Below are 26,496 nucleotides of genomic sequence, written 5' to 3' on the forward strand. Positions count from 1 at the left end.
CATTGAATTACTCGCTCTAGTTCACACTCCGAGTAAACCAATGCATATTATGAACAGATAACTTACTTTAGAACGAGCCGTTTCATGTACAAGATGAGCTGCTCTTCTTGTTCTCCAACGCAAGATCGAGTGATGGCTAGGTCAGCATCATTGTCAAAGTGTGGCAAATAGTGCTCGGCTAGATATTCACTAAACTGGCGATCGCTTTCAGACTCTGGCTCCTGTCTCAGTGCTAGCCCATCGTCAGCAAGAGACAAATCTCGCTCCCATCTACATGTCATCTCGCCGCGGTACACAAGCGTGGCCACCGGAAAGTCATTACCACCATCACCTTCGATTAGGAACGATCCATGCTCGCTAACCGCTTAAATGACAGAGTTGGTGACTAGTAGTAAACCTGATCTTTTTGCTAGTGGAGTATATCAAGAACAGTCTAACATGGAATAAAAACACTCACCGTCCCCGTCGTCTGGCGCGGCGACGGAATACTAACGGAATCTGCTCTCGACAAATAAGGGCGAACTCGTTGCCACGTTGGTGACCTATACTGTGGCTAAATGTTTCAAACGGATCAGCGATGAAAAGCACACTATTAACTGCAGAAGAAATGGCGGAACTACTCGATGCCGGTGAGATGGCCATATTGTTGGGCGGAGATTATGATCCAATCGAAGCTGTCTCCTGGTTAAATGGAAATCGACCAATACAGATCAGTGTAATTGGTGGGAAAGTCACCATTCCCACAGTTCCCTTATTAAGATCTGACCATCAGGCCACACTTCAACGCCACTGCCAGGCAATGTGATCACCGCCGTCCCCCGACACGGTGGCTTCTGGCGGCCCGGCATTCCGGTGGTATCTGCCGTAACCATGATCGCCGTTGACACAGGTGCAGTATGGGCAACCGGTAGGGGATTGTGAGCCACCAGCAGTTAGGCGGGCCCATATCGTCATCTTGTCCGTTCCCACTATCAAGACCACGATAATCACCACCTTTGCATTCTGGATGAGTTTGCTGGCCCCACTAGCATGAGATATAAACTCAGCCGCATAACCACCAAAGTAGCGCCGGGATGATAAGGCATAGTAGTGCTGCGCTACCTGCAGACGACGAAGCGATTGGCGCTCGAGCTACAGTTTTCACTCGAACAAGCCATTAGTATCCATATTAAATGCCTAATTGAGTGAAATGACAGCATTTGCACGACAAGATAGATGGTAGATATTTCCTCTTACGGGACACTAGTTTAATATTCAAGCACGAAGATATTCTGGGATTCATATGTTATGGGCGTCACTTTCCACAAACCAAGCGGGCTATATCGTGCTTATCGTTCCGTGACTGTCGAAGGGAAAAAAACCGTCTTCCAAGACTACTCTGAGAAATATGAAAATGCTTTGAAAAAGGATGCCATCTTTCTTGCCAAAGCAGATAAGCTTCGAGATAAACACCAAATCCGTAGCGCGCGCTTCTTTGACACCACCGACCCCGGCACGAGTGGTATTCGCTGTGTGTACATCACACCAGAGTCGTTCCGAGTTTTCATTGGAACTAATGGTAGTCAGTTTATTGAGGATTTTTATTTCAGTACGGATCATGCTCAGAGTCAGATTGAAAAAGCTGTAAATCTCGCTTTTCATCAACTATTGCGAAAGCAATCTATTTCGAATTCAGAGCTACAACAAGCGATAGAGTACGTTAGGAGCGATGAATTTTGGTCCCGTTTTAACCACATAATGCTCAATGTACACAGAGTAAATTCAAATTGCTTTCTGTCACCCCTTCGATCTACCAAATCTCGTGGCGTCCGTGGACTTTATCTGTACCGTAATAGAAACAATGTTGTTAAAGAAGTTGGTCTACATCTTTATAAAGAGATCCGAGGTGAGTTTTTCATCCCATCAAAACGCACTTTTCATAACTATCTTGGCCTATTCAATTTAACTGCCTTCTATGCCGCCGTAGGAACTGAAAACCTGCAAACCAAAGATCATGCATTTGTTCAGCAGTTCGTCCTTGGCGCTTATTTTCAAATGGTTTCAAGTTGGCGCGTTGAGGTAGAGCGCACTCATGATGATGTAGATTTTGACAGTGAAGCTCAAGAGTTTAATCTGAGCCTCACTACTTTCCTTCAGCGTGTTGACGCTGAGTCTAAACGTATGTTCAATACCTGCATCTTTAACTCTGACACTTCCGATATCGTACCGTTAGGGAGTGTTTTCTATCATGAATTCATGGAGCGCTTAGATAGAAAAATCGCATTTAAGTTTAACGATTTTGAATCGAAAAAAGATGACTTTCTTGATCGTTTAAAAGCATTGGATATCAAACGCTACACTGCAAACGACCTGATAAATGTCGAGGGCTGGCGTCTATCACAAAGACAAGCAAAAACAATCCTCTCTAGCAGCCTCTTTGAGCCTACTTTGCACACAAATGTCAAAGGTGACTATCTCTTTCAACTGGCCACAATGCCTAGAGACAACTACGAGAATATCAACGCCTCCGTGCGCGCAAAAGTCGAGTCAGTCATGCGCGAGAACCTCTCTGGCTCTTGGCGAGTCAAAGATGCGGTCAATCTCTTTGATATGGGAAACTACCGGACCATGATCTCTCGTATCATCCATGAGTCTGACGACATTACAAAGGTAGCTACTGTAGGTAGATCTACCTATTACAGCTTTGCATCCGAAGAGATTGACGAGAACTCTGTACCCAAAGACCGATTTACCGAGGTTCTCATGAGCCTTTCGGCATCTCAATTGTCTGAATTTAGCCTGGTCCAATTTATCGAACATTCCAATGGAGCTTATACCACAGTAACTCAGGCGCGAACTGTACTTAAGAACCGAAATTTTAAGCCTGTTACTTCTGCTGTCATAGATGGCAAACGCCAGCGCATATACTCACTATCAAACAAACATACAGGTAACACAGCTTTCAAGCGCAACAAGTACCCAGAAATAATGAAGCGGCTGAAAGACGAAGGACTATCGCAATTTACGATCACCGACGCCATTAACGTTGCTCAAGACTTATTTGACGGTGATATCCGTTATAAGGTGGGGGCAATGTTACGAAAGTATGAGCTCACAGTGGTTGAGTATAAACAAGGCGGCACACGCCGCCCTACCCCTGTTTATCAACATCCTGATTTCTAAATCTCTATCTGGTTTGCACGAATAAAGAGCGAACGAATCCCTCCACCCTAAGGGCAATCGTAGCCATGCCGGAGCAAATTTCCATTTGTGCAGCCCCACCAAGTCTACAAGCCCTACATTGGTGGCAGTTCCCGACGCGGTACTGGAGATGCAGTGTACACATTAACCTGTCGGCATTTTGCCCCGCAGTGATTGTCAGGATACACGGTACCGGTGTGAGCTCAACGGCTGAAACTTAGGACACGGAATATCTACGGCTAACTCTAAGAGTTGTTGGGTAAGATGGCTTTACAGATACATCATACCCACGCATATCAAAGGTGCCGAAGTAATTGGCACACAATGAGAGTCCTAACTGTCATCTAATTCAATCAAAGCTACTCGTTAGTTTAGGTATATCCAATTGTATTGTGGCGTTACCTGATTTGCCTGTTTCTGCCGGATATGCAAATAGCTCTAATTTGCTGCCTAATTGCCCTAAGTCAAGGTCGATTGACTTAACCTCTCCTGGGTTGACAATGTATTCTGCACCCATGCCTACAACTTTGATAGGAAATCCTGCAGATGCATTACTCGTTAGAGTGGCCTTTTGAACACCTCGCGCTGTCGTTCCGTACTCGGTTACAAGTATATCGTCAGAGCTGATCTTGAAAAAAGGTTGATCAAGGGTATCAAGCAATACTTCGTCTACCGTCAGAAATGCACGTTGACTCACCTCTATGGTGTTCTCCCTTTGTTTCAGACTAAATTTGACTGTATTGCTCGATACATTGCCATGTACATCCTGTGCCGTGACATGAAGATTATACGACTCAGCTGGCGCCAAGATTGTTAAGCCAACTGTGGTAAAGTTACCGTGGTCTATGGTGCTCAGCCATGTCTTATCATTGTTTGCTGCGGTGATTGATGCCTCTGTTACGTAGGCTTTACTCTTGTCCTGTAGCGTTATCTTAATGTCCCGTATATCAGCAATTGGCTCTGAAAAATCGCCCTCAAAAAGCTCGAAACCTATTTTCGGCGGCGTGTTATCTATACCAAATGTCGTTGAGGGAGCCCCACTTACATTACCAAATGTATCGTAAACCGTTACCCATGACTCATAGAAACCATCTTCCATTCCTGAGAGATCAAAATAGACATACTTATTCCACTCATCAATTGCTTCTATTGTTGCACCATCAAGCGTATCAGCATAAGAGGTATCAGTGGTATAATTGTGGTGGTTTAGTAGGACTCTATCTAATCCCCACGCGCCATATACCGTTGTAGCACCTGGCGTGTCGTAATTCTTATCAGCATCAGGGTCATAGATATGTAGTTTGAGTCTATCGTCTACCTTAGAATAACTCCGGACCATTATAGGTGTATTATCGTGCAACACTCTAGCTCTATGTAGCTCCATATAAGACCCTCCACTTGTGGAAGCGTAAACATATAGCATTACACTGCCGGCAGGTTTGCTATCTTTTAGTACCTCAATGTCAACATGACAACTGTTCTGACTATAGGATATTTCGCAATCCCCTACTTTCCCATCTACAGATACCCTTACATACTGATAATACAATCGCGGATCAAAATACAAACTTACTCTTTTTATGTATCTCCCTGAGGGCACTTTGAAAGTAATATCATCGAATTCGTAGTATTGGTTTGAATCATCGAGTTGTATCAATATTCGATCAAGTCTTGGAGATATTTGGCTAGCAGACATATCTAAGTCTAATTTGTCGGTTACTTTAAATTCATGACAATACAGTCCTGACCTAGTGAGAAACCTTCTTCTGGGAAATCCACCAGGGTAGTTTACGTTACTTACACCAGTTGTTATTTCAGTATCAGTGTGCGCCCCAGCATAGTTATTTAGTGCCCACCCATAAGGTGCTCTATCACCATTTTAAAAGTCAGTTTTATTGCGGCCAATGATTATGTGAAGAGGGTTGGGTCCAGCGTTCATACCAGGTGTATAAGGAATCCAGTCGCTTTGAACACCCGTACCGTTTGGCGCTATATAAAAAGAAAAATCATCTGGAGGGCAATAGTTATCTATATGACTTTTTCGAGAAATCGTATCGTAGTTATTTGCTTTGTCATAGACGTCAAAGCCAATCGTGTATAGACCTGAAGCTGAAGGAGGAACTAAATCTTCCCCAGCGGCGATTGTTGTGGGTAGAGTCAAGTTTGCTGTGTAATTGTGACTGTAAGGGAAGCTGAGCGGCACTTTGACTTCTTGTCGTTCGCCATCACTACTTTCTATCCAGTATATAGCGTGCGATAGTTCGGCAGCTCCATCGAAAGTCCCTTTCCTAATATCATTAAGCTTGATCGAGATATTGTTACCTGTTGCTGCAAAATGCTCTATTCCCTCTGAGCTGCTCGAATACCTGGAAACATGAGTAATGTCAGTGTCAAGTATCGTTATATTTGAAACATCCCGGCTGTAATCATAATTCGCTCTGTCGATGACCGAGCCCTCTAGGTCCCTTTTGACAACCTAAATCCTGCTCTCGCCCTGGAAGTTATTCGTCGAACTTAGTGAAATTGACTTACCATAGAATGAAAGGCCATTTACCTCGATCAAGTCTGTTGAGCCTACAACACCAAGATTTTCTACCTGATAATCATGGTTATTGTACAGAAAGCTTACTTCTATGCTCTCTTCTACACCGGCAGATATATGGAGGGTTAATTCGCTCACATTGTTCGTGTAGAAAGATCCACGTGGAGGCACTAGTTCTACGCTTTCGCCTTTCGTGTCGATAAACTCAATGAGTTCGAGATTGGCACTTGTACTGGCCGCCACCACCGACATGCACAATGCGATGCAATGAGAGATTAGTTTCATTGAATATGCTCAACTTTGTTGGTTACCTGGGTGCTAGGATCGCAGTCTAGCGATGTATAGTGCGGAGGTTGCTCAATAAGTGTACATTATTCATGATATTTGTTAACCAATTTCCTTTCCTATTTGCGAAGTAGTCAACAGATTTTTTGATCACGAAGTCACTGTAAGTCAGACAACTTGAGCTTCACTATCTTCATGATCAGCATTAAGCACATTCTCTTTGAATACTTTTCTTCTACACGATCAAGTGTTTTCGCCAGATGGCGTAGTTACACTCTCACCCAATGCATGATCACTTGTTTTAAGGCTGCTACGGATAGAATGAACATACTTAATTAACACAACCTCTTGGGGTCTCGAATGTTCGATTTCAATCTATTATCTACCTCTGTTAATGCAGCGCTCGCGCAGGAACAAAAGCAGGTGCCTAACGAGGTATCAACAACTGCTTTGTCCATCGCTGAGTATCGCGACTTCCACTCACGCGAAGGGATCGAACTTTCAAGCGGTGTAGCCGCCATCGATGAAACGATAGCGGCAGTCGAGGCAATTAAATCAACGGACCAGACGCCAAACCTTGATGATATCTATCGCTTTAGTGGATTCGGCCCTATCCGCTCAGTATTCGATAGAGAGAATAAGGCGCAGGATAAGCGCCGGAAAAAACTCGAGGCTCTTTTAACTAAGGAAGAGCTAGAAGCAGCAAAACTCGCTTCGCTTACTTCTTACCACACTGACGCATGTATCACCACACCGCTGTGGGACGCTCTTGAATCAATTGGTTTCAGTCACGCACGTGTGCTAGAGCCATCATGTGGTGTAGGTAGGTTTGTTGCCCCGATGCCTGGAGCCATGCGCGATGTTATCGACTTGACGATGGTTGAACTTGACTCTGTGAGCTTTGAGGCGTGCGAGAAGCTATACCCAGCGGCAACCTTGCTTAACAAAGAGTTTCAGGACGTTAAATTGCCAACACAAGATCTTATTGTGAGCAATCCACCATTTAACGCTATTCGCACAAGCGATAGAACTGGCATGAATGTCAACAACGTGAAACTACATGAGCTTTTTATTCTAAAAAGTCTAAAATTGCTGCGTCAAGGTGGCCTATATTATGCAGTGCTCCCGTGCTCTGTAATGGACTCAGAAGACGAGTCTACACGCCGTAAAATATCAGAGCTTGCTAACTTCGTCGGCGGGGTGCGCATTCCTTATCAGCTGTTTGAAAGTAAGACAAACACAAAGATGTCTGTTGACGTGCTCTTGTTTGAGGCATGTAACGAAGCAGAACCGAACCTTGACTGGATCGGCGTCGAGCAACAAACCCTTGGGACTAGCTTCTATACCTCCAACGCCGCGCTTGGTACCGAGAGATTTTTAAATCTAGCAGTGCCGACCGAAGGTTTTTTGTTTGGTCGAAATCAAGTCTTATGGTCGCAACCTGACGACAAGAGCGATCTTAGCACTGCCGTTTATTCTGCTTGTTCATCACTGTTCAAAGATATAGCTCAATACGTGCCTTATGTGCACGAGGACGAGCGACTTAAACAAGAATCTGGTTTATCGATCACAGCTGACATCGAGCCGTTTACATTTGGCCTATCTGATGACCACTCTATCGTTTTTAGAGGTCTGAATGGGTTTGAGCTTGTAGAGACTTCACACAAAGCAATGAAATTTAAGCGTGTCAGCGGAATGATCGAGATTGCCGAGGTAGCCAATAGCCTTATGGCGCTTGAGGCCTCCACTAGCAGCCCACAAAATGAGCTAGATAAGACTCGCGCTGAGCTTAACCAAATATACGACGCTTATGTGAAAAAGTACGGTTACTTGTCTAATCGAGCTAACACGTTAGCTTTCGGGCGCGATGCACGCATGTCGACACTCTATGCACTAGAAAAAGACTACAAAGCAGGTATAAGCCGCGCAAAGGCTAAAGAAATGGGTGTTGAGCAAAAACCTGACGTGTGCGAAAAAGCTAAGATATTTTTTGAGCGCGCGTTTCTCCCTTGGAGCTTGCCGACCACAGCAAAGTCAACTGAGGATGCATTAGCGCTTTCATTGGCCTATTCGAGTAAGATAGACTTTAAACTGATCGCAAAACTTACGGGGCAACCAGAAAGAAACGCACGCGCCGAACTTCTGGGTTCAAGTGTGTTCTTTGATCCAACATCGAAACAGTTTCTACTTGCTGAGGACTACCTATCCGGCGACCTTGTGGAGAAGATTAAGATCGCACGTTCTCACGAGATTTCAGATCCACGTATGGCGTCAAACGTGGCCGCCCTACTAACGGCTATGCCGAAGCCAGTCGAGTTTGCAGACATAACAGCTTCGATCTCAGCACATTGGATACCTACAGATTTAGTGGAGAGGTTCATTTCTGATACATACAAAGTTGCACGACAATCAGTAGAAATCTCTCGTTCCTTGGGTCGAACTACAGTTAAGTTTCCTATGCCATCCGATGCTGAGGTGATTGCAACCTACGGCACGCCAACACACAACCCAAAGCAGGTGCTAGGTAAGCTGATGAACTACGGCGAAGTTATCGTTAAGCTGCGTGACTGCAAGGGCAAGGTCATTGGTGTTGACAATGAAGCTACCGCTTTGCTTAAAACTGCTATCAAGGAGATTGAACTAGCATGGCTGTCGTTTATCTCGACATCTGACAATTCAGCCATTATCGAGCAAAACTATAATGAGAAAGTAAACCGTTTTGCCTCGTTTAAGGCCAAGTTCAAGCATGGATACTTCCCAGATCTAGCCCCTCACTTTACGCCTTATCCTCACCAAATTGCGGCTGTTCGCAGATTTCTAACTCAAAATGATAGTGGCTTTTTGCTCAATGCCGCGGTTGGAGCTGGCAAAACTGCGGTAATGGCTATCGCGTGTAACATGGGGGTAAGGCTAGGCTTGAGACAACGCTGTTGTTTGGTCTGCCCTGCGCACCTTACAGGCCAGATTGCTAGTGAGTGGCTTTCTCTTTACCCGTCCGATAGAGATAAACTGCTCGTGCTTGATGCTACTAGCCTAAGTCCCAAGCAAAGGATTGATACACTCGAGAGAATCAAGACAGGCGGGATTAACTACGTAATCATTCCAGAGAGCACGTTTAAGAAAATCAATGCTCCTATCGAGGCTCAAGAGACAATGTTTAGCAAGAGACTTAACGAAATCGAGGATGCACTGACAAAGGCTACGGAGCGCTTTACTGTTCGTGACCTCGAGAACTCGAAGTTGAGCTTTAAAGAGGAACTTAAGCGACTCTCCAAGATGAATGATATTGAACGTTCTATCTGTTTTGCGTCCTTGAATTTCGACTCGCTACTTGTAGATGAAGCACACAGAGCTAAGAACATGGGGTATCACACAGCCAAGCTTAGATCGTGTAAAGGAATAGGCTCAACTACTGCATCTCAGCGCTCAATGGATGTGCAGATCAAAGTGCAATATCTGATAGAAACACGCAAAAACCCCGGCGTGCTAATGTCTACTGGCACCGCGATCTCTAATTCTATCGTTGAAAGCTATGGATGGTTGCGGATGTTGGCTCCTAAGTTGCTGTCTTCGGCGGAAATTGGCTGTCTCGATGATTTCGCATCTACGTTCATTTCCAATTCAGCAGAGTATGAACTCAAAGCTGATGGTTCGGTAGGTCTAGTTAATCGTATACGCTCATTCAACAACTTAGAGCAGCTAACCGCGATTTTTGGGTGCTTCAGTATGACTATTACGAGTGCTGAACTTGAGCATTTACTTCCTACCATCAAATCGCCGGATGGCAAGGAGTATCCCGCAAGGCCGAAGCTGAGAACCGGAGCGCCGATCAGCGTTATTACTCAGATCGATAAAGAAACTCTCCATTTCATGGAATCACTTGTTGAGCGCACTAAAAATTTTAAAAAATCCCCAATAATCAATGACAACGCTCTCCTAGTGATCTCGGACGCCAAAAAAGCGAGTGTTTCACCTCAACTGGTCAATGTGCATTCTGAGACTACGTTAAGCTCAAAAGTACACGCGATGATTCAAAACACAGTAAAGCACTATAACGAGTTTCAGTCTGAAAAAGGTGTGCAGTTGTTGTATGTCGATCTGGGTACGCCTTGCCCTAAGAAAGACGCCGAGGAAGATTATTGTCATGAACTGAGGCAGCGAGCTATTCAGGGGGATGATCAAGCGCGATTAGAGCTTGATAAAAAACAACATGAATCACGCGGAATTTCGGTAAACCTTTATCGCCACATCATTGCTGAGCTTGTATCTCAGGGCATAGAACCTTGTGAAATCGCGATTGCTCAAGAGTTTGATACAGACGCTAAGAAAATGGCTTTATATGAACGTATGCGCCAAGGCATCGTAAGAGTCGTGCTTACCAGCGCTGAAAAAATGAGTACGGGTGCCAACGTGCAAGATCGCCTTGTGGCAACACACGTCCTCGTCGCTCCTTTCAAACCATCCGACCTAGAACAGTTGCGCGGTCGTGCTGAGCGTGTAGGCAATGTGATCTATCGAAATCGAGTAGAATCAGGACAACAAGACATCAACCCGTTCGAGCTGAGCCTTTACTACTACGGTTTGGAGCGTTCAACAGATAGTTGGTTATTTCAAATTTTGGAATCAAAAGCATCAATGATCAGACAGTTCACGAGCGGTAGTGATCTAAGCCGTTCGCTCACTATGGATAAAGATGTACTAACGTTCGCTGAGCTTAAAGCGCAGGTCTCCGGCAATAATTCTCTGCTCAAATTGATGGCCGTTGAGAAAGAGCTATTTGAACAAGACGTGCTGTATCGTAATAGCATGCGTACAAAAAACAATGCTGTTCGTCAGATTGAGAAAAACCAAGAGATCATCAAAAACCTTGAAAACGCAATTGACGACTGTACTAAGGACTTTGACAACTTCAAAGCTCAGGCGTCTTCTGGTATCGCGCTTACGATTGGTGACGTTGCTCTTACTGAAATCAATCAGCAGGTTGGCAACGTGTTATTCAATCAGTTTGCCGATTTCCGCCGAGTGTCAAAACACTCAAGCCGTGAACAAGAGGCTGTCATTGCCAAACTTGGAAACTTCGACATTGTTGCTGTCGCCTCGATATTTGGCGGTAGCGTTAAACTGGTCGGGGTCGAAACAGGGTCACAATACCTTATTGATAAAGGCGATCTCGCTAAGGCTAAATTGTTGCCAAGCATTATTGCCACAGTAAAAAACTTGCCGTTTCGTGTCCAAGAAATGCGCAAGCGTATCTCAACCTTGACAGAGCAAAATAAGTCACTCGATTTAGTTAGCAAGCGTGAGTTCGATATCAGTCGATTAAAGCAGTTGGAATTAGATAAAATCGCATTAACGCGCGAGTTCGAAGCTGCGGAGAATGCCGCAAAAAAAGCAGCCTAATTTAGCTCTATAACCATTCTAACTTCATTTTAGCCGTTGAGAAATCAGCGGCTTTTCTCTGTCACTAGTCCCTACCCTTCTTCCAATCAGATCACTCTTGTTAATTTGAAAAGCACTAGTTTAATGCTTCTTCCAAAGTTTGGTTTAACTGTATGTCTGATCTCCAAACAGATACCACTGAAACCAAACTTTGGAAGAAGCCAGAAACCAGCATTACTCAGTCTTGATCAATCATAGTCAACGGTAAGATAACGCAATGCTTGATCCGCCACTTCACCCTCGAATACAACGCATTGCTTCACCAAAAGCCTGATCACTTGTTCTGGTGCTTCATAGCCGATAATAGCTACTCCAAACTAACAAGACAGAGGACGGAATCGCCCATGAACAAGCCAGCAAATCTCAATGACCATGTAGCAGACATAGAGACAGAGGTAGTCACTGCGAGAGTATGCAGTGAAGGAACACTGCGCAATATCGATCACATCTTCGCTCATTCAAGCACATGCCTTGGAGAACTTATTCAGAACGCTCGACGCGCGAACGCCACAAAGGTGAGCATCAAAATAGAATCTGAAATAGTAACTAAAGGCATTAATAAGCCGACCAAGTTGATCATCCAGGACAATGGTACAGGAATCGAAGATTTTTCTAAACTGTTCACTTTTAGTAACAGCGGATGGTCAGAAGATACAATTAAACGTGAAAATGCGTTTGGGTGTGGCTTCTTCTCTGTACTCTACTTTGGCTTGAAAACTCAGGTTGAATCAAACAGCCGTTCTATTCTGTTTGATAAGGAGGCTATTCTAACCGGATTGGGTGCACCTGTTGTGGTTAGCGACTTCACAGAGCCGGGTACGAGAATTACGATCCACCATCCCAAAATTGAAACTGTACAAGACGCTTTGAGTATCATTTCAGGATACGCATCGGGCTGTCCAATGGATATCACTGTTAGCTACCAATCCAACGATAGTAGTGATAATGGTGAAGCGACTATTGTTGATAAAGTAATGCGGCCGGAAGCAACCGCGATTGGTTCAAAGCTCTCTTTAACACACGACAAAATTGAGTTTGAGTTCGGTTCAATCTACCATCCAAAGAAGGTTTACAATACGACTGGGTTTACTACTCGCACGAATTTACTCGTATATTTACAATCGCTGCCAATTTATCTACACGATTTCAGTAAAGACTATACTAACGATTTTAGACACTTCGCCGCCATCACAGCTGGGATTCCAAACCTAATAGACAACAAGGTGATCGTGCATCTTAACTCTGATGTGAAGGCGCGACATCCTGACCGGACTCACATACACGCTGACTGGAAAGAAAAAGTTTGTGTGTCCCTCGTTAAGGCGACGAGCGAGTACAGTATTACCAAATTGAAGGATACTTGTCTAAGCCTGGTTGGAAAGGATTTGACTGTACAAGACCGGCAATTTTTGAACAAAAATTATGAACAGATTTGTCAGCATGTTGAGACCGATGTTATAAATTCAATTGACTACTTTCCGCAACTTCATGTGAAGCCACTTGATTCTCGACCAGTCTGTAACTGCGAGTTCCCGCTAGAAAATTATTTTTCAGATGACACAATTCAGGATGAAGTGCAGTTAACACACAAGAAGATATCAGAAGGAAATACTCTATTGCTTTTGGTTGATGACCAACCAACTTCTCTGACCACAGCATATTTCATTGCTCAGACGGACGAGCGTGAGGTTTTTGCAATCAACCTTTCCCTTCCTGCAAACCATTGGCTTACTGATTATGTGATTGATCTAACGAGCATTGAAGTTGAATTCTCATCCGAGGAAACTAATCGCGAAGTCTATCAGGATACCGATTGGAGTATCGCAGCAAGCTTTTATAAAGAGGTAAGCATCAACGTGTACAAACACCAATCGGATGCTCTCACAACTAGTGACGAACAGAATGATGAGAAAGAAATGTTGTGGAGCGGTTCATCAACACGAACGCCGATCTCGATTGGTCTGCGTGGTGAAAACGATTTTACCATGGCTGTCCCTGAGAAAACTGAGCCTATTGAACTTGACGATATGATCTACATCAGTGATGAATGGGGTAATAATATAGAAATTTATTCACAACTAGATTGGGATGAGTGGTTGGCTGTACGCTTATCTGCGACACCTGAGGAAGCCGTTCTCAAGCAGATCACTAAAGCACTAAATGGTCTTAGTCATAACAGCATGCGCGAACGTATGGACGGTCTCACTTTTACTATTGAAAATGGATTACCAGTTATCGTCCAACCAGCTGCGGCATAAGCATTGTCATTCAACATCTGCCCCTTTCGAGGTGCTTCTTGAGGAAATTATGAAAAAATTAGACCAACTCATTCAAAAGTCACGTGAACTGGATAGTCAAATCGCACCGGCTCTCGCCGAAGTGGTAGTTGATGCTATAAAGAAGAACTCGGAGAAAGATCTCCTTATCGCAATTGGTACAATAGCAGGCGAGAGCATCAGCGCAGAGCATCTTTTGATAGCCATCCGCGAGCACTTGAAGGAGAAGTGAACTACTGAATATCTCCAAGTCATCAAGTTTGATTAATCGAATCTTCGGTGTACCTAAAAAGCGTATGTTAGTCTCTTAGTTCAATGATAGGAACTGGGAGACTTTTTTATGCGTATTTTACTATCGTTGTTACTGATAGCGTTGCCAACCTACGCTCAAAGTTATGAGGTTCGTGTAAGCACAGACAGCACGGCAGAAGAGTTAGGTCAGCATCTAACTAACATAGCCATAGTAGACCAGGTATGTCCTTACTCCAGGTCATTGTGCCTATCAGCGATTGCTGACCATTCTTTGCTCGAGTTTACTAAAGGAGTGATTGGTATTCAGATCAACGGAGATAGCTTAGAGCTGACTCAATCTATCAAGGTCATTCTTCCTGAGGATATTCGAGTAGATGATCAAAGCCTTGTTTTCAATACAACTGTGCTCAAGCATCAGATTAGCCAAGCTAGAACTTTAAAGCGCCAAAGCTACTTCATCAGTCAGTTGTTATAGCCAGTCACCTCAACATAACCAACGGCAAGATCAGTCTATTTGCCGTTGTAACCTTCTCCTATTTCGAAGCAACCTAGCCCACCCTGCCCCTTTCTTCACCAAAATCACGATCACTTGTTTATTGTCACTGCTCGTTACTATGTACCTACGAAACATAAAGCAGCATTGAAAAGCTGTATCACTGACCGAAGGATAACTAGTATGTTTTTAATTAATGAATCTCAGCAAGAATATAAAACAGACATCACTGATACTGAGCAAGATGGCGTTCTACTTACCCTATCACATGACTCTATCATTGAGTTGCAAGTTGGCGACTTCGCAGGTAACTACCGAAAAAACCGTCCACTATCAACACAAGAAGATACCGAGAAGTCGGTACTTGAACATGGCTTTTTGTCTGCTGTCGTAGTTCGCGAGTCTAACCGCGAAGGTGTCTACGAGTTGATTGCAGGTTATGGTCGTTGGGAGATTGCTAAGAAACACAACCTCATGATCCCCGCACTGAATAAGGGTCAGGTTTCTGACCAAGATGCTTTGGCTATGGCTTTATCGGAGAACTTAGACCGCTCCGACCTATCCATTGCAGATGAAGTTGAACACGCTAAACGATTCCTTTCCATCTTTAATGGCGATCATGCAACAGCAGCGATCAAATTGAACAAGTCCGAGTCAGTGTATCGAGAACTACTCCAAATCGGTCGCTGTGAACCTGAGCTGATAGACGCGCTTGATGATCCTGAGCGTCCAGTTCTAAAGGGGCATTGCGTCATTCTCTCTCAATTCCCTAAAGCTATTCAGCTAAACATTTTGAAGGCAATCGAGGCCGATCCACGGAAATACACAGTCTCCTTCTTAAAGTCTCAAGCTAAGAGCTTTGAGCTTAATCTTAAGACGGCGAAATTCGATACTGATAAAGCAGGTTGCGCAAATTGTCCATTCAATTCAAATCAGCAATTTTCGGCATTTGATTTAGGCGGCGAAGACGAGCATTGTTCAAATCCTCAGTGTTTTTTGGAAAAGCAAAAGGAATGGCTGAACGAGGTTCGCATACCAGAGCTTAAAGTCACCTACGGTACGGTTCTTACTAGCGAAGAAAAGAACATTAATGACTGTAAGCTTGTTTCAACTGATTCTCTTGGTGAGGAACAAGCTAAATCATGTGCAAGCTGTGAGCACTGCGTTGTCATCGTTTCCATCGACCAAGAGCGATACGGCAGTGCTGTTCCAAATCTTTGTCTGGACACTTCATGTTACCGCGAGATGCAAACAGCTCATCTGGTTGCCCAAAACCCTAAGCCCGAAACTAACGATGTTGATAACTCGGCATCTGTTGATAGTTCGGCATCAGCAGAAGGTAAGACTACTACCACTAGTACTAAACCTAAGAAAAACACTACAAAAGCCTCAAAATTGACTTCTGCGCCAAAAGCTAAGTTGTCGAAAAAACTACAACGCACTTATGCGAATATGGCTCAAGAAGTAGCAGCCAGTGCAGTGTCAACACAGCCCATATTCATGCAAGCTCTGTTGGTAAAATCGCTCTCACAATCGTTGCGTTATGCGAACCAGATCAAGCAACCTATTGAAGAATTGGTAAAACTGTCTGCTCAGGATTTGTCAGAGCTTCTAAAGAAATTAGTTGTCGCATTCGCAAAGCAAGAAATTAAGCTCGATTCAGATGCCAGAGACCATACGGACTTTGTTGCCAACAAGGTATTTAGAAAATCGCTTGAGCACTTCATGCCTGATACTGCGGAACGAGAGCTTAAAATGATCGCAGCGTGGAAACCAAGCAAGGAGCTGTTCGAAATGCTGACAAAGCAGCAGATTGCAATCATCGCAAATGAGTCTGGGTTCGAGGCTGAGTATGACAAGACTAATGGCACTGCCACCTTCGCAAAACTGATGAACGGAAAAGTCGATGTCCTTATCGTCACCATGCTTGCCTTTGCTTTTGACTGGTCTGATTATGCACCACGTAATTATCTAGAGCTTACCGTCGACTACGTGAAGCCCGACTAGCGAAAAACTTGTTTGAGACATTGCCACTTGGCAGCCAGTTCTATAAAGAACTGGCTTTTTTTTTCATGCTTCACTAATTCTACCTGCATCCTGATCACCGACTAGTAGGAGAGGTCTCCTTGGCTTATTTAAAGCTACGATCAACAGCGTACTGTTTAATCGTAATTTCAGTAACGCCAACTCTACAAACATACCGATCACTTGTATTAAAACCCTTAGATGTATCATTCCTATAGAACCGTAAACCCTACAAGCGAGGACTTCATTATGAGATATGCCACGGCATTGATAGCAATAGCAGCATCAGTGACTTCATGTGATACAGTGAAAGCAAATGATAATTTGGTACGTGAAAGCTCAAGTCCTCACGCACAGCACCTTATGGATAATCTGAGTGTATCTGTGTTGGATCTAGATAAAGCTCTGCTCAAGCGCACATTTGTAAACCTAGCATCGTCTGATAGCAGTTCAATAGCGCAATTTGAGGTCTATATGCTTGCAGATCAGCGCCAGTCCATCGCGAGTGAAATATCCAATGCCAGCTCACTACAAGATGCTATCCTTAGCGTTCAGTACCCACTTGGATATCGGATCGAAGCTACCTCTACTTCTGCACATTGGGATAACTCAGAATTGTTTATCGTTGTTCACACCACCGTTGACCTGAGTGTAGGGGCGGATACAGCCGACCTAAGTCAATCCACTTCATATAAGCTATCCAAGGCTTATGAGCTAGTTCGAGACAGCTACCATGACCGAATCAACTACCTCACTGATAATCTTCTTGCCGCGAATGGGTTAGGGCAGCACTACCGTTTTTGATATAAATCACACATTCCCTCACTTCACTGCAAGTGTGTAGCTTTAATTGGTAACATGATCAAAGAGGTTATCAGTTAAAGCTCTCAGCACTTAACTCATGAACAAAATTGATTCAGTCTATGCTAATACTAATCAAATTTCCTTTTTTAAGTGCAGAGACTACACTTACAACATCCCCCATTACAACCTTGTAACGCCACTAAATTTCGCACTTAACCCACTGATATATATAAATAAAAATCCTTTATAATCATCCCCCAAGAAACTTGAAATTCTAGGTGTAATTTTAATGCTAAATAGTGGTTGTTGTTCTTTATTTACAATCGTATCTCAGTGACAACATCCATCAAGTCCCCGTCAGCCTGATAATACATTCAGAACTTTACGTATCATAGTGATCTTGACGTTTTATTTAGTTATTGACTAAACGTCAAGAATGCTAGATAGTATCTATCATAATCAACAGTTCAGGTTACGGAGAATATATACGATGGACATGAATCGTCTTGAATCAATGAGCAATGCTGCCAGTGATATGCATGAAGACCGCGCCGAAATACAGTTTGAGTTTCAAACAGAAAACAAAATCTCTACATACACTAAACGCACACTCGAACACTATCTTGCTTTGGCAAGAGTCAACGTAACTGACAGTGTATTGACGACTCGAATAAAAAAAATGGAGAAGGAACAGAATCTTGTTATCGCTCGAAAAGGTACTGGTGAGAAAGCACCTTATGCCCTCAGCCGTGAAAACCTTTTCGAGATTGCCGAAGACTTTGGTGTTAAGCCTCATCGAGCATTTGAGAAACGCGCGTTCGTCTCAATATTCCAGAACTTAAAGGGTGGTGTCGGGAAATCACTAGCGACTGCTATAGCTGCAAGTGGTGGGCTCATGCACCCCAAACTGATCCTCAAGCAACTTCGCATCCTTATTGTTGATTTAGACCCTCAGGCTACCACGACAGAGTTCGCGTGTCCTAAACTTAAGAAGGGCAGCACCTTGTCTTCGATTGACTGTATGATTGAGGACTACACTCGGGAAGAGCTACTAGAAGAGGCCGTTGTTAAAACCGATCAGCTGAATCTAGACATCATTGCCTGCAACACAGATGATGCATTTAATATCGCGCAGCTTCGTGAACCAGGCATTATTGATCAGCATAATCCAAATGACCTTATTAGAAAGCGTATTGTTGAACCTCTTCAGTATGACTATGATTTTATCTTTTTGGACTGTGGCCCCCACATGGATGAAGTTATGAAGAATGCAATTGGAGCAAGTGACGGTATCTTTGTTCCTGTTCCACCTACTTACTACTCATTCCAATCATCTATGACGTTTATCAGCGGTATGACCAGCGTAATCAATGACATGGTTAAAAATGATGGATATGACCTTAAGCAGCTTTCATTTATAAAAGGTTTTGTAACGCGAGACAGTACGCACATGGCCGGTAAAAAACACCGTAATACTATTGTCACTACTGTAAAAGATGACCTCAAATATGTTTTCGGCAAAGAGCATGTCTTGAAGTGTAGCCTTAAGGACGAAGAAGCCTACGAACGATCTGTGGAGTATGGCTGTACTATTTTTACCATGGACAAGAACAAATACTTAGGCTCAGAGACAACATTTAAGCGCGCTCTATCCGAAGCAAGCGACTGGGTAGAAGAAATATTTGAAGAACTAATTGATTACCAGAAGGGTGTGTAAGCCATGAGTCAAGAAACGTTAGAACAAAAGAAAGCTAGACGCGCAAGAGAGCGTCAAGCTAAGCAAAATGATGTCACTGCCCAACAAGATGCACCCGTTCAAAATGAACAGGTTGTTAATACAGAAACAAATCAAACTAACGATTTTTGCGTATCTTTCAAAGTTAGTGGTGGTGAAATCACATTCAAGTCGAAGTGGATTCCTCATGCTAAAATCGAAGAACGAACTCGCGTCAATAGTGTGACTAACAACCGGCCTCAGGCTTTGTTGACTGAGCTTAGCTTAAAACCACTAGTGGCAGGTTTGAAGAGACGTAAGCAACTTCACCCAGCTTATGCCTTTAAGATGTCTGATGGCCTTTATGAGGTTATTGATGGCTCACGCAGACGGAAAGGCTGTATTCAAGCAGAGCTAGATTTTTGGGTCCTAGTATGTGATCCGGCCGAATATGAATTTGATATTACTGTAGATGACATGGTTGATATTCGCCGTGACCTACAGACTGGTAAAGAAGAGTCCTCATACGAGTTTGGTTTGGAATGTATCGAACTTGAGAAGCAGCTAGGTAGCCAAAAAGCAGTTGCTGACCGATTTGAATGCTCTACGGCCAAAGTGTCTAGAGCGATGAAAGCTGCGAGGGTTTCAGTCGATTTGCTCTCTCTGTTCGATGATTATTCGGTTCTATCTCACTCTGATATTACTGCACTCGTTCAACTGCAAGATGAAGCTGAGAAACTTGGCATGAACCCCAAAGAACTTGCAGACTCTCTCGATATTGCGGTCGCTGAGGACGAGGATGGTGATTACGACGAAGTTGTACAAGCTAAAATGATCACCAAAAATATTAAGTCTTTTGTTGGAGACAAAAAGAAGCAAGCGTCACCTAAAAGTGGAGATAGCACTACAACTCATGACTATCTAAAAAATAGTGATCAAGTCTCATATCGACTGCAACGTAAAAGTGTCATACGTGGTAAGCACCGCAATGAAGTATTCGAAACCAGGGATGCCCCAAAAGAGTTAGTTAATGCTCTAGATCAACTCATGCAAGCCTACGCGAAAGGGCCGGATGAGTTCAAAAAGCTTTGGAAGAACTAATTTCTTCACGTTGTATATTGAGCCGCTCTAAAGGCATAGGGCGGCATTGTTTTCAGCGATTTCTTGGGGGATACCACCTCAAGGTTTATGTCTTTAATTTTCAGCGACTTACACCCACTTTCTGATTGCGTTACAAGGTTGTAATGGGGGAATTCCAGTAAACTGAACACCCTATTTCAAGATCAACTTACTTTCTTTGAATAGATACCCACAACCTTAGAATCTCTAGTTAACAGCAGATCACGCATTATGACTTAGCGGAAAATCTGGCTAACTCTACCTAAAACATGATCACTTGTTTAGCTGCGCCACCTTATACGATAGACACACATCAACGATAACACCAAAGGTACACAGATGATTGTCCAACAAATCGTAAACGCTCTCAAATCAAGCGAGTTGTCAGATTGCACCATGAAAATCCAAATTCGTAACGGCAAGCCACAGTTAGTCGCCATGTTCGATACATCACAAGCCACGGCTACTGATAATGACCGTGTGAAGCAACTAAGAGAATGCTTTACTTATCCCCTTTTTAGCTCCGCTGAAAGTGGTGCAGAATTGGAAGAACAAGCATCTGTTGAACTCGCTCACCTTCTTGAAGAACTTACTATGACTGCGCAAGATATCACTGCCGCCAGTGCGTCTGAAAAAGTCGCTAACAAACGCGCTAAAGCCTCTCAGCCATCGAATAAGACAACCAAGAAGGCATCGACTAAACCTAAGCCTAAAGATGCTGAGAAAGACTCTCAGACGCCCGTACAGCAACCTACGCCAACGGCTAAAGCTGCGTCCACCGAGTCTTGCAGTATGGATGACCTATTTAGCCTCGATCAGTTTACCGTATAAAGGAGTCACGCAGATGCTAAACCAACTAATTCGTAAATTTCAAATTGGTTCACTCGTACTTGACGATCCGAGTCCTACTATGAGTATCAGTGAAGTGCATGAGGTACACTGCAAGCAGTATCCAACGCTGCGCAGCACGACATTGTTCAATTCTGATGGAGTTATTGGCGAAGTGGCAGGAGAAACGTGCATACTATTCACTTATGTCATGCCACCTGCATCAGTTAATGGCTAGGGGAGGGGTCTAATGTCTAAAGAGTCCATTGATGCCTACCTCAATCGACTGACCCAAGTTCACGGTAAGAAAAATTACCGTGAACAACTGGAAAGCGAAATCAAGACCTACACTGACAGAAAAGTGCCATGCGCTCTGCTGTCGAACTCGGCAAACCTAACACACATGCAGCCTTTCAAGAACGTACAAGCCAAAACATTTGTGTGTGCCAACTCACCACAAATTCCACCTTTACTATGATCAAGCTTCAAAACCTAAATTCGCTTGGCTGTTTTCGTCCTCTTGGAATAAGAGCAGCCTTAGCGCACACCGATCTCTTAGCTCGCGTGGGTTACTATGACCTTGGTCAAGAACAAGTGCTTGCGCACTTTCGCTCACATTTACACTTGATCAGAGAATCCTGCTCACCTGTAGTGTCTGAGCGGATCGAAAACCTACTCCTTACTAGTAGCAACCCGAATCTGAGGTTTAAGCTTATGGATTACGTTGCTCTACTAGTTTCAAGGAAACTACAGCAGTCATTCGATGATGGTTTTCGCTCTGCTCAGAGGTACGAACATTGTTCGGTTGAGGCTTTGTCTACTCCACTGTTCGCGCCACTAGTCGATTGTACCTATACAAATCAAGCCAAGTTTGTTGACGAAGAACAATATCAAGCCATCGAGAATCCTGCTGTTCGCCTAGGATGTGATCAGGGTGACTTTTTTGTATTCAATGTGACCCATCTACGACTAGAACTAGCCAAGTGCCTAAGAGAGTTTGTCGCGCTTTTGTCCGACTGTGGCTATGCGTCAAGCATAATCGACAACGTTAATCTCATCTTCCATATTGAGTCAATCTATCCAGACTACCCCGACATACCAAACACTGATGCTGGGACGATTGATAGCAAAGTACTAGGCAAAATAGTTGATCAGCTCTTGAATATTAGTGAGCCACACTGCCTCGACCAGATTGACTTAATGTCTGTCATAGACAGCGTCCTGCGCAACGATAAAAATCATGAGGTATGGTCTTTGAATGGCATACTGCTGAGTGACTACGAACTGCTTAGTGAAGGTGCAGACTATGACTGCTCTCATATCGAGGTTGGCGTTCTATTTGCAAAAGAATACTTAGCCTTTGATACCATTCATAGTGAGCTATCTAAAACACGGAAATCTGTTGGTCTGAGCAATGGGCAAATGATGGAGTTGATTGTTAGCAAAGTCGCGGCCATGGATGACCTCAATGACAAAGAGCGTGACGTGGCTAATCTTATCACCTGTAACTCAGACCTATTGATTGGTTCAGTCAACAAATTTGGATTAATCTACGAAGAAGAAAGCTATTCAACCTCGAATCTATTTTATTTCATTGATGAAGATTACGGTCATCTTCCCTTGCTTGAATCTTTAGCGTCAGCTATGGACAATTTTCAAGGAGAGCACTTTAACGCACTTGAACAACCAGAGTATGCAAGATCAGTCTGTAATAACCTTGGTGTTGTCTCTGCCTTTGCCACTGACTTAGCTCAGATCCTGAAACCATGATTATGTCCATTTAGAGCAAGTGTTAGGTGTCACCTCCACTGAAATACCGATCAATTGTTTTAGAGAGCTTATTGCCATAATAGCCATAACTTCAACTTCACCAGTGGCTACATCATGGACTACACGAACCCCTTTGCACCACCGAAAACTACTGACTGCAAACTAAAATACCACTATGCACTTGTGGTCACTAATTTTGGCATAACAAAACACGACATTACGAGTTCGGGTGAAATGCTTGATGGGATCTGGTTAGATGACAAAGGTTTGATCGAATCTGCAAAGCTCATTCAATCTGTCTCTCAAAAGAATATTGCGTCTGAAACTAAAGTAAAGAAGGAGGATTCGTTTAGCCTCTTGCCAAGTAACCTTCTCCTAGATAACGACTACGCGACTGTTTGGTATACGGAGAAACCAGTGATATCGCAGCAGTGGTATAGAACCTATAAAGGTAATGGAAAAACAACTGCTACGGCTAAAGTTCCGCACCCTAAATTGATTTTTGTTGCGCTGAAAAACCAACGTAAGCTCTGTGTCTTCGCTTTCAAAAACTGTATTGAACGTCCCGACCTTGGCACTCAACTGTTCCACGCGCCCCTTGCCAACATGTACGCTGACATGTCGCTCTGCATCGGTAGTGCTGAGTACCCACCAAGCAATGAAATTGGTGTGGAGACAATTCCTGTGATGCAAGCGGCTTTGTTCAACTCTAACTACACTGGTTATAAATTTGCCTCATTGAAAACCTTTGAGGTTAATTCCTCGCAGTTACAACCCGCCATAAATTTTTGGAACAGCTTAGAAGGGAAAACTGAATTCCCTGATGAGGAACTGCTTACTGGAAAATTCAAAACATTAGGTCAGGCACTTAAAGAATTGAAGGTGCAAAGATGATACTACCGAGTACTGACCTATCCAATCTACCAATTTTTCAAGGTATTGGTGCTGAATTAGAGGTTGTTGCTAGAAATATGCGCGTAGCGAGTAAGCACCTATCACTAGCGAAGTATAATCTTGCTGATAACACTGATTCAGGCGAGTACATGAGTTTGCTGCTAGAGGCGGCCTACGAGGGGCACACAAGTCGTCCATGGCTTGCAGATACCTTATTGGCCACAGACCCAAGTGAAAGCCTTAAGACTGCCCGTCTAATCAGATTACTGGATTTAAGCGTGAATCAGTTTTATAGCAAAGAGTTTGATTCTATGCTTGAAGGTTTCGGAGAGGAGTTGGTCTCCTTTACGCCTCACAAAGACAATCACTTTAGCAGCTACGTCAACACGTCTGGAAACACTTTTTTCCCAAACGATTGCCATACTGTCAAAACAATAAAAACCGCAAGATTTTCACCTCGTATTAGAGGTCATATACGTTCAGTTATTGATTGTTTATCTCATTATGGTTTTATTGATTTAGGTTCTGACCAACTTGAGTACGACTGCATCTATCTCGAAGAACAACTATCTCCAAGTGACAGCAAGCTATCCTTGGATCGTTCAAAGATGACAGATGCTTGGAAGTATCTCGATGACTGTTATCAAAACGATTTTGATGTTGATGGGGATTTGTTCTTCTCCCATTGGGTAAAATGCATTCGTACAATTCAACCAACAAGTCCGAGCGAGTACCAAATCATGGTTGAAAAATATCAAGTCGAACTATTCAAGCAACTCGAAGTTCAAGAGGCTTACGAAATGCGCCAGATGATTGATGACTTTTCTCAGTACCTAGCTGCTAAAGAGCAAGACCCCGACTGCTCAGGCTTTTACGATCTAAAGGCCGAGTCAACATCAGAACGACTTGAATTGCTTTTAAACCGCTTACCAAAGCCGAAAACAAAAGCTGATCAGATTTACCACAAATTTATCTCTACTTACAAGCACCTCTTAATAGATGTATTCGCAACAATTCCTGATTACGAGGAAGAAGAAATGGGCATTAGAGTAAGTCAATGTGTAAACATTGTGATTGATTCAGATGATATGTTCACTTCCATGTACGAAAGCATAAATCGTCAGATCATGGAAGTAGGCAGTAATTATACAGAGCTGAAAAATCCTAGCGATACTCTGCTGTTTATAAGACAAGCTGCTGCTGCTAATGCTGTTATTTCTGCTTTACGAAAAGCCCAAGACTGCTAATTACTCTCCAGAATACACGATCACTTGTGTTGTGGCCTAATCAAATAGAATGAAACCTACTCCAATATTTCTAGGAAATAAATTATGAACGAAATCATCTGTCCAGAGTCACTGTTAGGTCTAAATAGGCGAGTGAAGGTAGCTCTCGTTGGGGCAGGGGGAACTGGCGGCAGTTGCGCGACACTTCTCTTTAAGCTCAACACCGTGTTAAAAAAGCTCGGTGGATACGGTCTGGATGTAACTATATATGACCCAAAGAAGGTGTCGGGAGCTAACATTGGTAGACAGCCATACTGGAATAGCTGTGACGAAGGTCATTATAAATCACGTCTACTAGTTAATCGCTTCAATCAGTTCGGTAACGTCAATTGGTCATTCTCTACAGAGAAGTTCAACGGTATAGATGCCGTTGAGATTGATTTGCTGATCACCACAGTAGATAGCGCCAAAGCAAGGCTAGAAATAGCTCACGGAATAAAGGACATTAATCACCGTAGAAAGCCAAAGGCTTTATGGCTAGACCTTGGCAATGCCTCAACCGTAGGTCAGGCGTTTCTAGGCTCACTCTATGGATACAGCGATGAGTTCAAGCTCGTTAGCCCTCACGACATTTTTGGGTCTTCATGGTCTGATTCAGTTGCTAACGATGCTGAGGTATCAAAACCTAGCTGCTCGACAGATGAAGCGATCACAAAGCAGTCATTCGGTGTGAATGACGTTTTGGCTACCAACGCTTTTGCGATGCTTATTTTTCCATTAATCCGCAGAGGTAAGATTAAGAATCATGGGTTTAGATTTGACCTGCTTGAATGCGTTACAGAGCCAATAGCAGTCGATCCATTCGTTTGGCAAATGTATGGTTTTAACCCTGATAGTAAAGCGGCATAGTCGATAAGATCATACTCAATCGGAGCGCATCGCGCTCTTTTTTTTATTTCAACGAAACACTGTTACTTAAACCATTAACACCTTAATATCAATAACTTAAAGCCACCTAGCGGGGTTTGGTGAAATTTTAGTTGATCATTTCCATTTGATCGTTTAGATTGATCTTGAATTTCATCGAAGTGTAAGCTGCAAAATACCTGCACAGAGGTAGTTAACCTTAATCATCGATCAGGTAAGCCCTCACAACAGGTAATGATTATGTGTAACCTCAATTATGAATCGTGAATTTTGTCGTTTTCATATTTCTGATCAAAGCTACCCATGGTAGGACTGAAATCGTACCGTTCAAACACAGGTTTACACAGAAATTTCACTATGAGCTGGTAACACAGTTTTACACCAATTTGTGGATTAGTGTGATCAACCACAGATTTACACTAAATTCGTGCTAGACTATAGCAACACAGAATTACACAGTTTTGTGGGCCAATGTGATCTAACACAGATTTACACAAAAATTCATGCATGATGTAAGTAACACAAATTTACACGAAATGCCCCCTTAGTCTATTCTGAGTGTAGATCTCTCTCCTTCATACTGTCGTTAGCTACACAGTTTTACACCAATTTTTCTCAATTCCTACTGCCATAGAATTACACGGATTTAAGGCCAACCAGGTCCTTAATCAAGTTTATGAAAACTCGCCTTGCTGCAGAATTCTGCACTTTACGTTTGTGTG

22 protein-coding genes are annotated in these 26,496 nt (G+C 43.3%); 17 read left to right on the top strand and 5 right to left on the bottom strand.

The window, feature by feature from the left end; all coding sequences use genetic code 11:
• Positions 1 to 62 precede the first annotated feature (62 nt).
• A complete protein-coding gene (locus tag ACZ5R2_RS23105; protein WP_464900546.1) occupies positions 63 to 257 on the bottom strand; it encodes a hypothetical protein in 195 nt (64 codons plus the stop codon).
• 320 nt (positions 258 to 577) lie between these two features.
• Here ACZ5R2_RS23105 and ACZ5R2_RS23110 point away from each other — a divergent pair, with 320 nt between their 5' ends.
• The gene (locus ACZ5R2_RS23110) at positions 578 to 805 is read left to right on the top strand and encodes a hypothetical protein (protein ID WP_464900547.1); all 228 of its coding nucleotides are present in this window, start codon (positions 578 to 580) and stop codon (positions 803 to 805) included.
• Here ACZ5R2_RS23110 and ACZ5R2_RS23115 read toward each other — a convergent pair.
• On the bottom strand, positions 781 to 954 hold the full coding sequence (locus ACZ5R2_RS23115) for a hypothetical protein (RefSeq protein WP_464900548.1): 174 nt from the start codon (positions 952 to 954) through the stop codon (positions 781 to 783). The two genes, ACZ5R2_RS23110 and ACZ5R2_RS23115, sit on opposite strands and share 25 nt — an antisense overlap.
• Before the next feature lie 333 nt (positions 955 to 1,287).
• Between ACZ5R2_RS23115 and ACZ5R2_RS23120 the strand changes: the two genes are divergently transcribed.
• Positions 1,288 to 3,162 carry a hypothetical protein gene (locus ACZ5R2_RS23120; RefSeq protein ID WP_464900549.1) on the top strand — a complete coding sequence of 625 codons (1,875 nt, stop codon included), beginning with the start codon at positions 1,288 to 1,290 and terminating at the stop codon, positions 3,160 to 3,162.
• Between the two features lie 367 nt (positions 3,163 to 3,529).
• Here ACZ5R2_RS23120 and ACZ5R2_RS23125 read toward each other — a convergent pair whose 3' ends face one another.
• The 3 genes from ACZ5R2_RS23125 to ACZ5R2_RS23135 form a co-directional block, all read right to left on the bottom strand.
• Entirely contained in the window at positions 3,530 to 4,876 is a 1,347-nt protein-coding gene (locus ACZ5R2_RS23125) for an Ig-like domain-containing protein (protein ID WP_464900550.1), read from the bottom strand.
• A 183-nt stretch (positions 4,877 to 5,059) separates the two neighbouring features.
• Positions 5,060 to 5,626 carry an Ig-like domain repeat protein gene (locus ACZ5R2_RS23130; RefSeq protein WP_464902406.1) on the bottom strand — a complete coding sequence of 189 codons (567 nt, stop codon included), beginning with the start codon at positions 5,624 to 5,626 and terminating at the stop codon, positions 5,060 to 5,062.
• A 30-nt stretch (positions 5,627 to 5,656) separates the two neighbouring features.
• Positions 5,657 to 6,007 (bottom strand): DUF4165 domain-containing protein, encoded by a 351-nt coding sequence (locus ACZ5R2_RS23135; RefSeq protein WP_464900551.1) that lies wholly within the window; start codon positions 6,005 to 6,007, stop codon positions 5,657 to 5,659.
• Positions 6,008 to 6,367: 360 nt separating this feature from the next.
• On the opposite strand from ACZ5R2_RS23135, the gene ACZ5R2_RS23140 reads away from it, so the two are divergent.
• From ACZ5R2_RS23140 to ACZ5R2_RS23210, 15 genes are all read left to right on the top strand, one after another.
• Positions 6,368 to 11,407 (top strand): DEAD/DEAH box helicase family protein, encoded by a 5,040-nt coding sequence (locus ACZ5R2_RS23140; protein WP_464900552.1) that lies wholly within the window; start codon positions 6,368 to 6,370, stop codon positions 11,405 to 11,407.
• A 383-nt stretch (positions 11,408 to 11,790) separates the two neighbouring features.
• A complete protein-coding gene (locus tag ACZ5R2_RS23145; protein ID WP_464900553.1) occupies positions 11,791 to 13,704 on the top strand; it encodes an ATP-binding protein in 1,914 nt (637 codons plus the stop codon).
• Positions 13,705 to 13,753: 49 nt separating this feature from the next.
• Positions 13,754 to 13,954: a hypothetical protein gene (locus ACZ5R2_RS23150; RefSeq protein ID WP_464900554.1), complete on the top strand. Its 201-nt coding sequence runs from the start codon at positions 13,754 to 13,756 to the stop codon at positions 13,952 to 13,954.
• Between the two features lie 108 nt (positions 13,955 to 14,062).
• The gene (locus ACZ5R2_RS23155; RefSeq protein WP_464900555.1) at positions 14,063 to 14,449 is read left to right on the top strand and encodes a hypothetical protein; all 387 of its coding nucleotides are present in this window, start codon (positions 14,063 to 14,065) and stop codon (positions 14,447 to 14,449) included.
• A gap of 201 nt (positions 14,450 to 14,650) precedes the next feature.
• Positions 14,651 to 16,474 (top strand): ParB/RepB/Spo0J family partition protein, encoded by a 1,824-nt coding sequence (locus tag ACZ5R2_RS23160; RefSeq protein WP_464900556.1) that lies wholly within the window; start codon positions 14,651 to 14,653, stop codon positions 16,472 to 16,474.
• 267 nt (positions 16,475 to 16,741) lie between these two features.
• Positions 16,742 to 17,296 (top strand): hypothetical protein, encoded by a 555-nt coding sequence (locus ACZ5R2_RS23165; RefSeq protein ID WP_464900557.1) that lies wholly within the window; start codon positions 16,742 to 16,744, stop codon positions 17,294 to 17,296.
• A gap of 490 nt (positions 17,297 to 17,786) precedes the next feature.
• Positions 17,787 to 19,013 carry a ParA family protein gene (locus ACZ5R2_RS23170; RefSeq protein WP_464900558.1) on the top strand — a complete coding sequence of 409 codons (1,227 nt, stop codon included), beginning with the start codon at positions 17,787 to 17,789 and terminating at the stop codon, positions 19,011 to 19,013.
• A gap of 3 nt (positions 19,014 to 19,016) precedes the next feature.
• Positions 19,017 to 20,111 carry a hypothetical protein gene (locus tag ACZ5R2_RS23175; protein WP_464900559.1) on the top strand — a complete coding sequence of 365 codons (1,095 nt, stop codon included), beginning with the start codon at positions 19,017 to 19,019 and terminating at the stop codon, positions 20,109 to 20,111.
• Between the two features lie 357 nt (positions 20,112 to 20,468).
• Complete coding sequence (locus tag ACZ5R2_RS23180) at positions 20,469 to 20,960, top strand: hypothetical protein (protein WP_464919484.1); 492 nt, start codon at positions 20,469 to 20,471, stop codon at positions 20,958 to 20,960.
• A 13-nt stretch (positions 20,961 to 20,973) separates the two neighbouring features.
• Positions 20,974 to 21,195, top strand: coding sequence for a PRTRC system protein C (locus ACZ5R2_RS23185; RefSeq protein ID WP_464900561.1), 222 nt, complete (start codon positions 20,974 to 20,976; stop codon positions 21,193 to 21,195).
• Between the two features lie 12 nt (positions 21,196 to 21,207).
• Entirely contained in the window at positions 21,208 to 21,435 is a 228-nt protein-coding gene (locus ACZ5R2_RS23190) for a hypothetical protein (RefSeq protein WP_464900562.1), read from the top strand.
• Between the two features lie 236 nt (positions 21,436 to 21,671).
• Positions 21,672 to 22,727 carry a hypothetical protein gene (locus tag ACZ5R2_RS23195; protein ID WP_464900563.1) on the top strand — a complete coding sequence of 352 codons (1,056 nt, stop codon included), beginning with the start codon at positions 21,672 to 21,674 and terminating at the stop codon, positions 22,725 to 22,727.
• A 114-nt stretch (positions 22,728 to 22,841) separates the two neighbouring features.
• Entirely contained in the window at positions 22,842 to 23,621 is a 780-nt protein-coding gene (locus ACZ5R2_RS23200) for a hypothetical protein (protein ID WP_464900564.1), read from the top strand.
• Positions 23,618 to 24,868: a hypothetical protein gene (locus ACZ5R2_RS23205; RefSeq protein WP_464900565.1), complete on the top strand. Its 1,251-nt coding sequence runs from the start codon at positions 23,618 to 23,620 to the stop codon at positions 24,866 to 24,868. Before ACZ5R2_RS23200 ends, ACZ5R2_RS23205 begins: the two co-directional genes overlap by 4 nt.
• Before the next feature lie 84 nt (positions 24,869 to 24,952).
• The gene (locus ACZ5R2_RS23210) at positions 24,953 to 25,756 is read left to right on the top strand and encodes a PRTRC system ThiF family protein (protein WP_464900566.1); all 804 of its coding nucleotides are present in this window, start codon (positions 24,953 to 24,955) and stop codon (positions 25,754 to 25,756) included.
• Positions 25,757 to 26,496: the final 740 nt, after the last annotated feature.

This window comes from Vibrio sabulosilitoris (genome assembly GCF_055391395.1).

Bases quoted from the DNA above. Each gene is read 5' to 3' on its own strand.
- ACZ5R2_RS23110 (WP_464900547.1), top strand. From the start codon at position 578: ATGAAAAGCACACTATTAACTGCAGAAGAAATGGCGGAACTACTCGAT.
- ACZ5R2_RS23115 (WP_464900548.1), bottom strand. From the start codon at position 954: ATGACGATATGGGCCCGCCTAACTGCTGGTGGCTCACAATCCCCTACC.
- ACZ5R2_RS23120 (WP_464900549.1), top strand. From the start codon at position 1,288: ATGGGCGTCACTTTCCACAAACCAAGCGGGCTATATCGTGCTTATCGT.
- ACZ5R2_RS23125 (WP_464900550.1), bottom strand. From the start codon at position 4,876: ATGTCTGCTAGCCAAATATCTCCAAGACTTGATCGAATATTGATACAA.
- ACZ5R2_RS23135 (WP_464900551.1), bottom strand. From the start codon at position 6,007: ATGAAACTAATCTCTCATTGCATCGCATTGTGCATGTCGGTGGTGGCG.
- ACZ5R2_RS23140 (WP_464900552.1), top strand. From the start codon at position 6,368: ATGTTCGATTTCAATCTATTATCTACCTCTGTTAATGCAGCGCTCGCG.
- ACZ5R2_RS23145 (WP_464900553.1), top strand. From the start codon at position 11,791: ATGAACAAGCCAGCAAATCTCAATGACCATGTAGCAGACATAGAGACA.
- ACZ5R2_RS23150 (WP_464900554.1), top strand. From the start codon at position 13,754: ATGAAAAAATTAGACCAACTCATTCAAAAGTCACGTGAACTGGATAGT.
- ACZ5R2_RS23155 (WP_464900555.1), top strand. From the start codon at position 14,063: ATGCGTATTTTACTATCGTTGTTACTGATAGCGTTGCCAACCTACGCT.
- ACZ5R2_RS23160 (WP_464900556.1), top strand. From the start codon at position 14,651: ATGTTTTTAATTAATGAATCTCAGCAAGAATATAAAACAGACATCACT.
- ACZ5R2_RS23165 (WP_464900557.1), top strand. From the start codon at position 16,742: ATGAGATATGCCACGGCATTGATAGCAATAGCAGCATCAGTGACTTCA.
- ACZ5R2_RS23170 (WP_464900558.1), top strand. From the start codon at position 17,787: ATGGACATGAATCGTCTTGAATCAATGAGCAATGCTGCCAGTGATATG.
- ACZ5R2_RS23175 (WP_464900559.1), top strand. From the start codon at position 19,017: ATGAGTCAAGAAACGTTAGAACAAAAGAAAGCTAGACGCGCAAGAGAG.
- ACZ5R2_RS23180 (WP_464919484.1), top strand. From the start codon at position 20,469: ATGATTGTCCAACAAATCGTAAACGCTCTCAAATCAAGCGAGTTGTCA.
- ACZ5R2_RS23185 (WP_464900561.1), top strand. From the start codon at position 20,974: ATGCTAAACCAACTAATTCGTAAATTTCAAATTGGTTCACTCGTACTT.
- ACZ5R2_RS23190 (WP_464900562.1), top strand. From the start codon at position 21,208: ATGTCTAAAGAGTCCATTGATGCCTACCTCAATCGACTGACCCAAGTT.
- ACZ5R2_RS23195 (WP_464900563.1), top strand. From the start codon at position 21,672: ATGGATTACGTTGCTCTACTAGTTTCAAGGAAACTACAGCAGTCATTC.
- ACZ5R2_RS23200 (WP_464900564.1), top strand. From the start codon at position 22,842: ATGGACTACACGAACCCCTTTGCACCACCGAAAACTACTGACTGCAAA.
- ACZ5R2_RS23205 (WP_464900565.1), top strand. From the start codon at position 23,618: ATGATACTACCGAGTACTGACCTATCCAATCTACCAATTTTTCAAGGT.
- ACZ5R2_RS23210 (WP_464900566.1), top strand. From the start codon at position 24,953: ATGAACGAAATCATCTGTCCAGAGTCACTGTTAGGTCTAAATAGGCGA.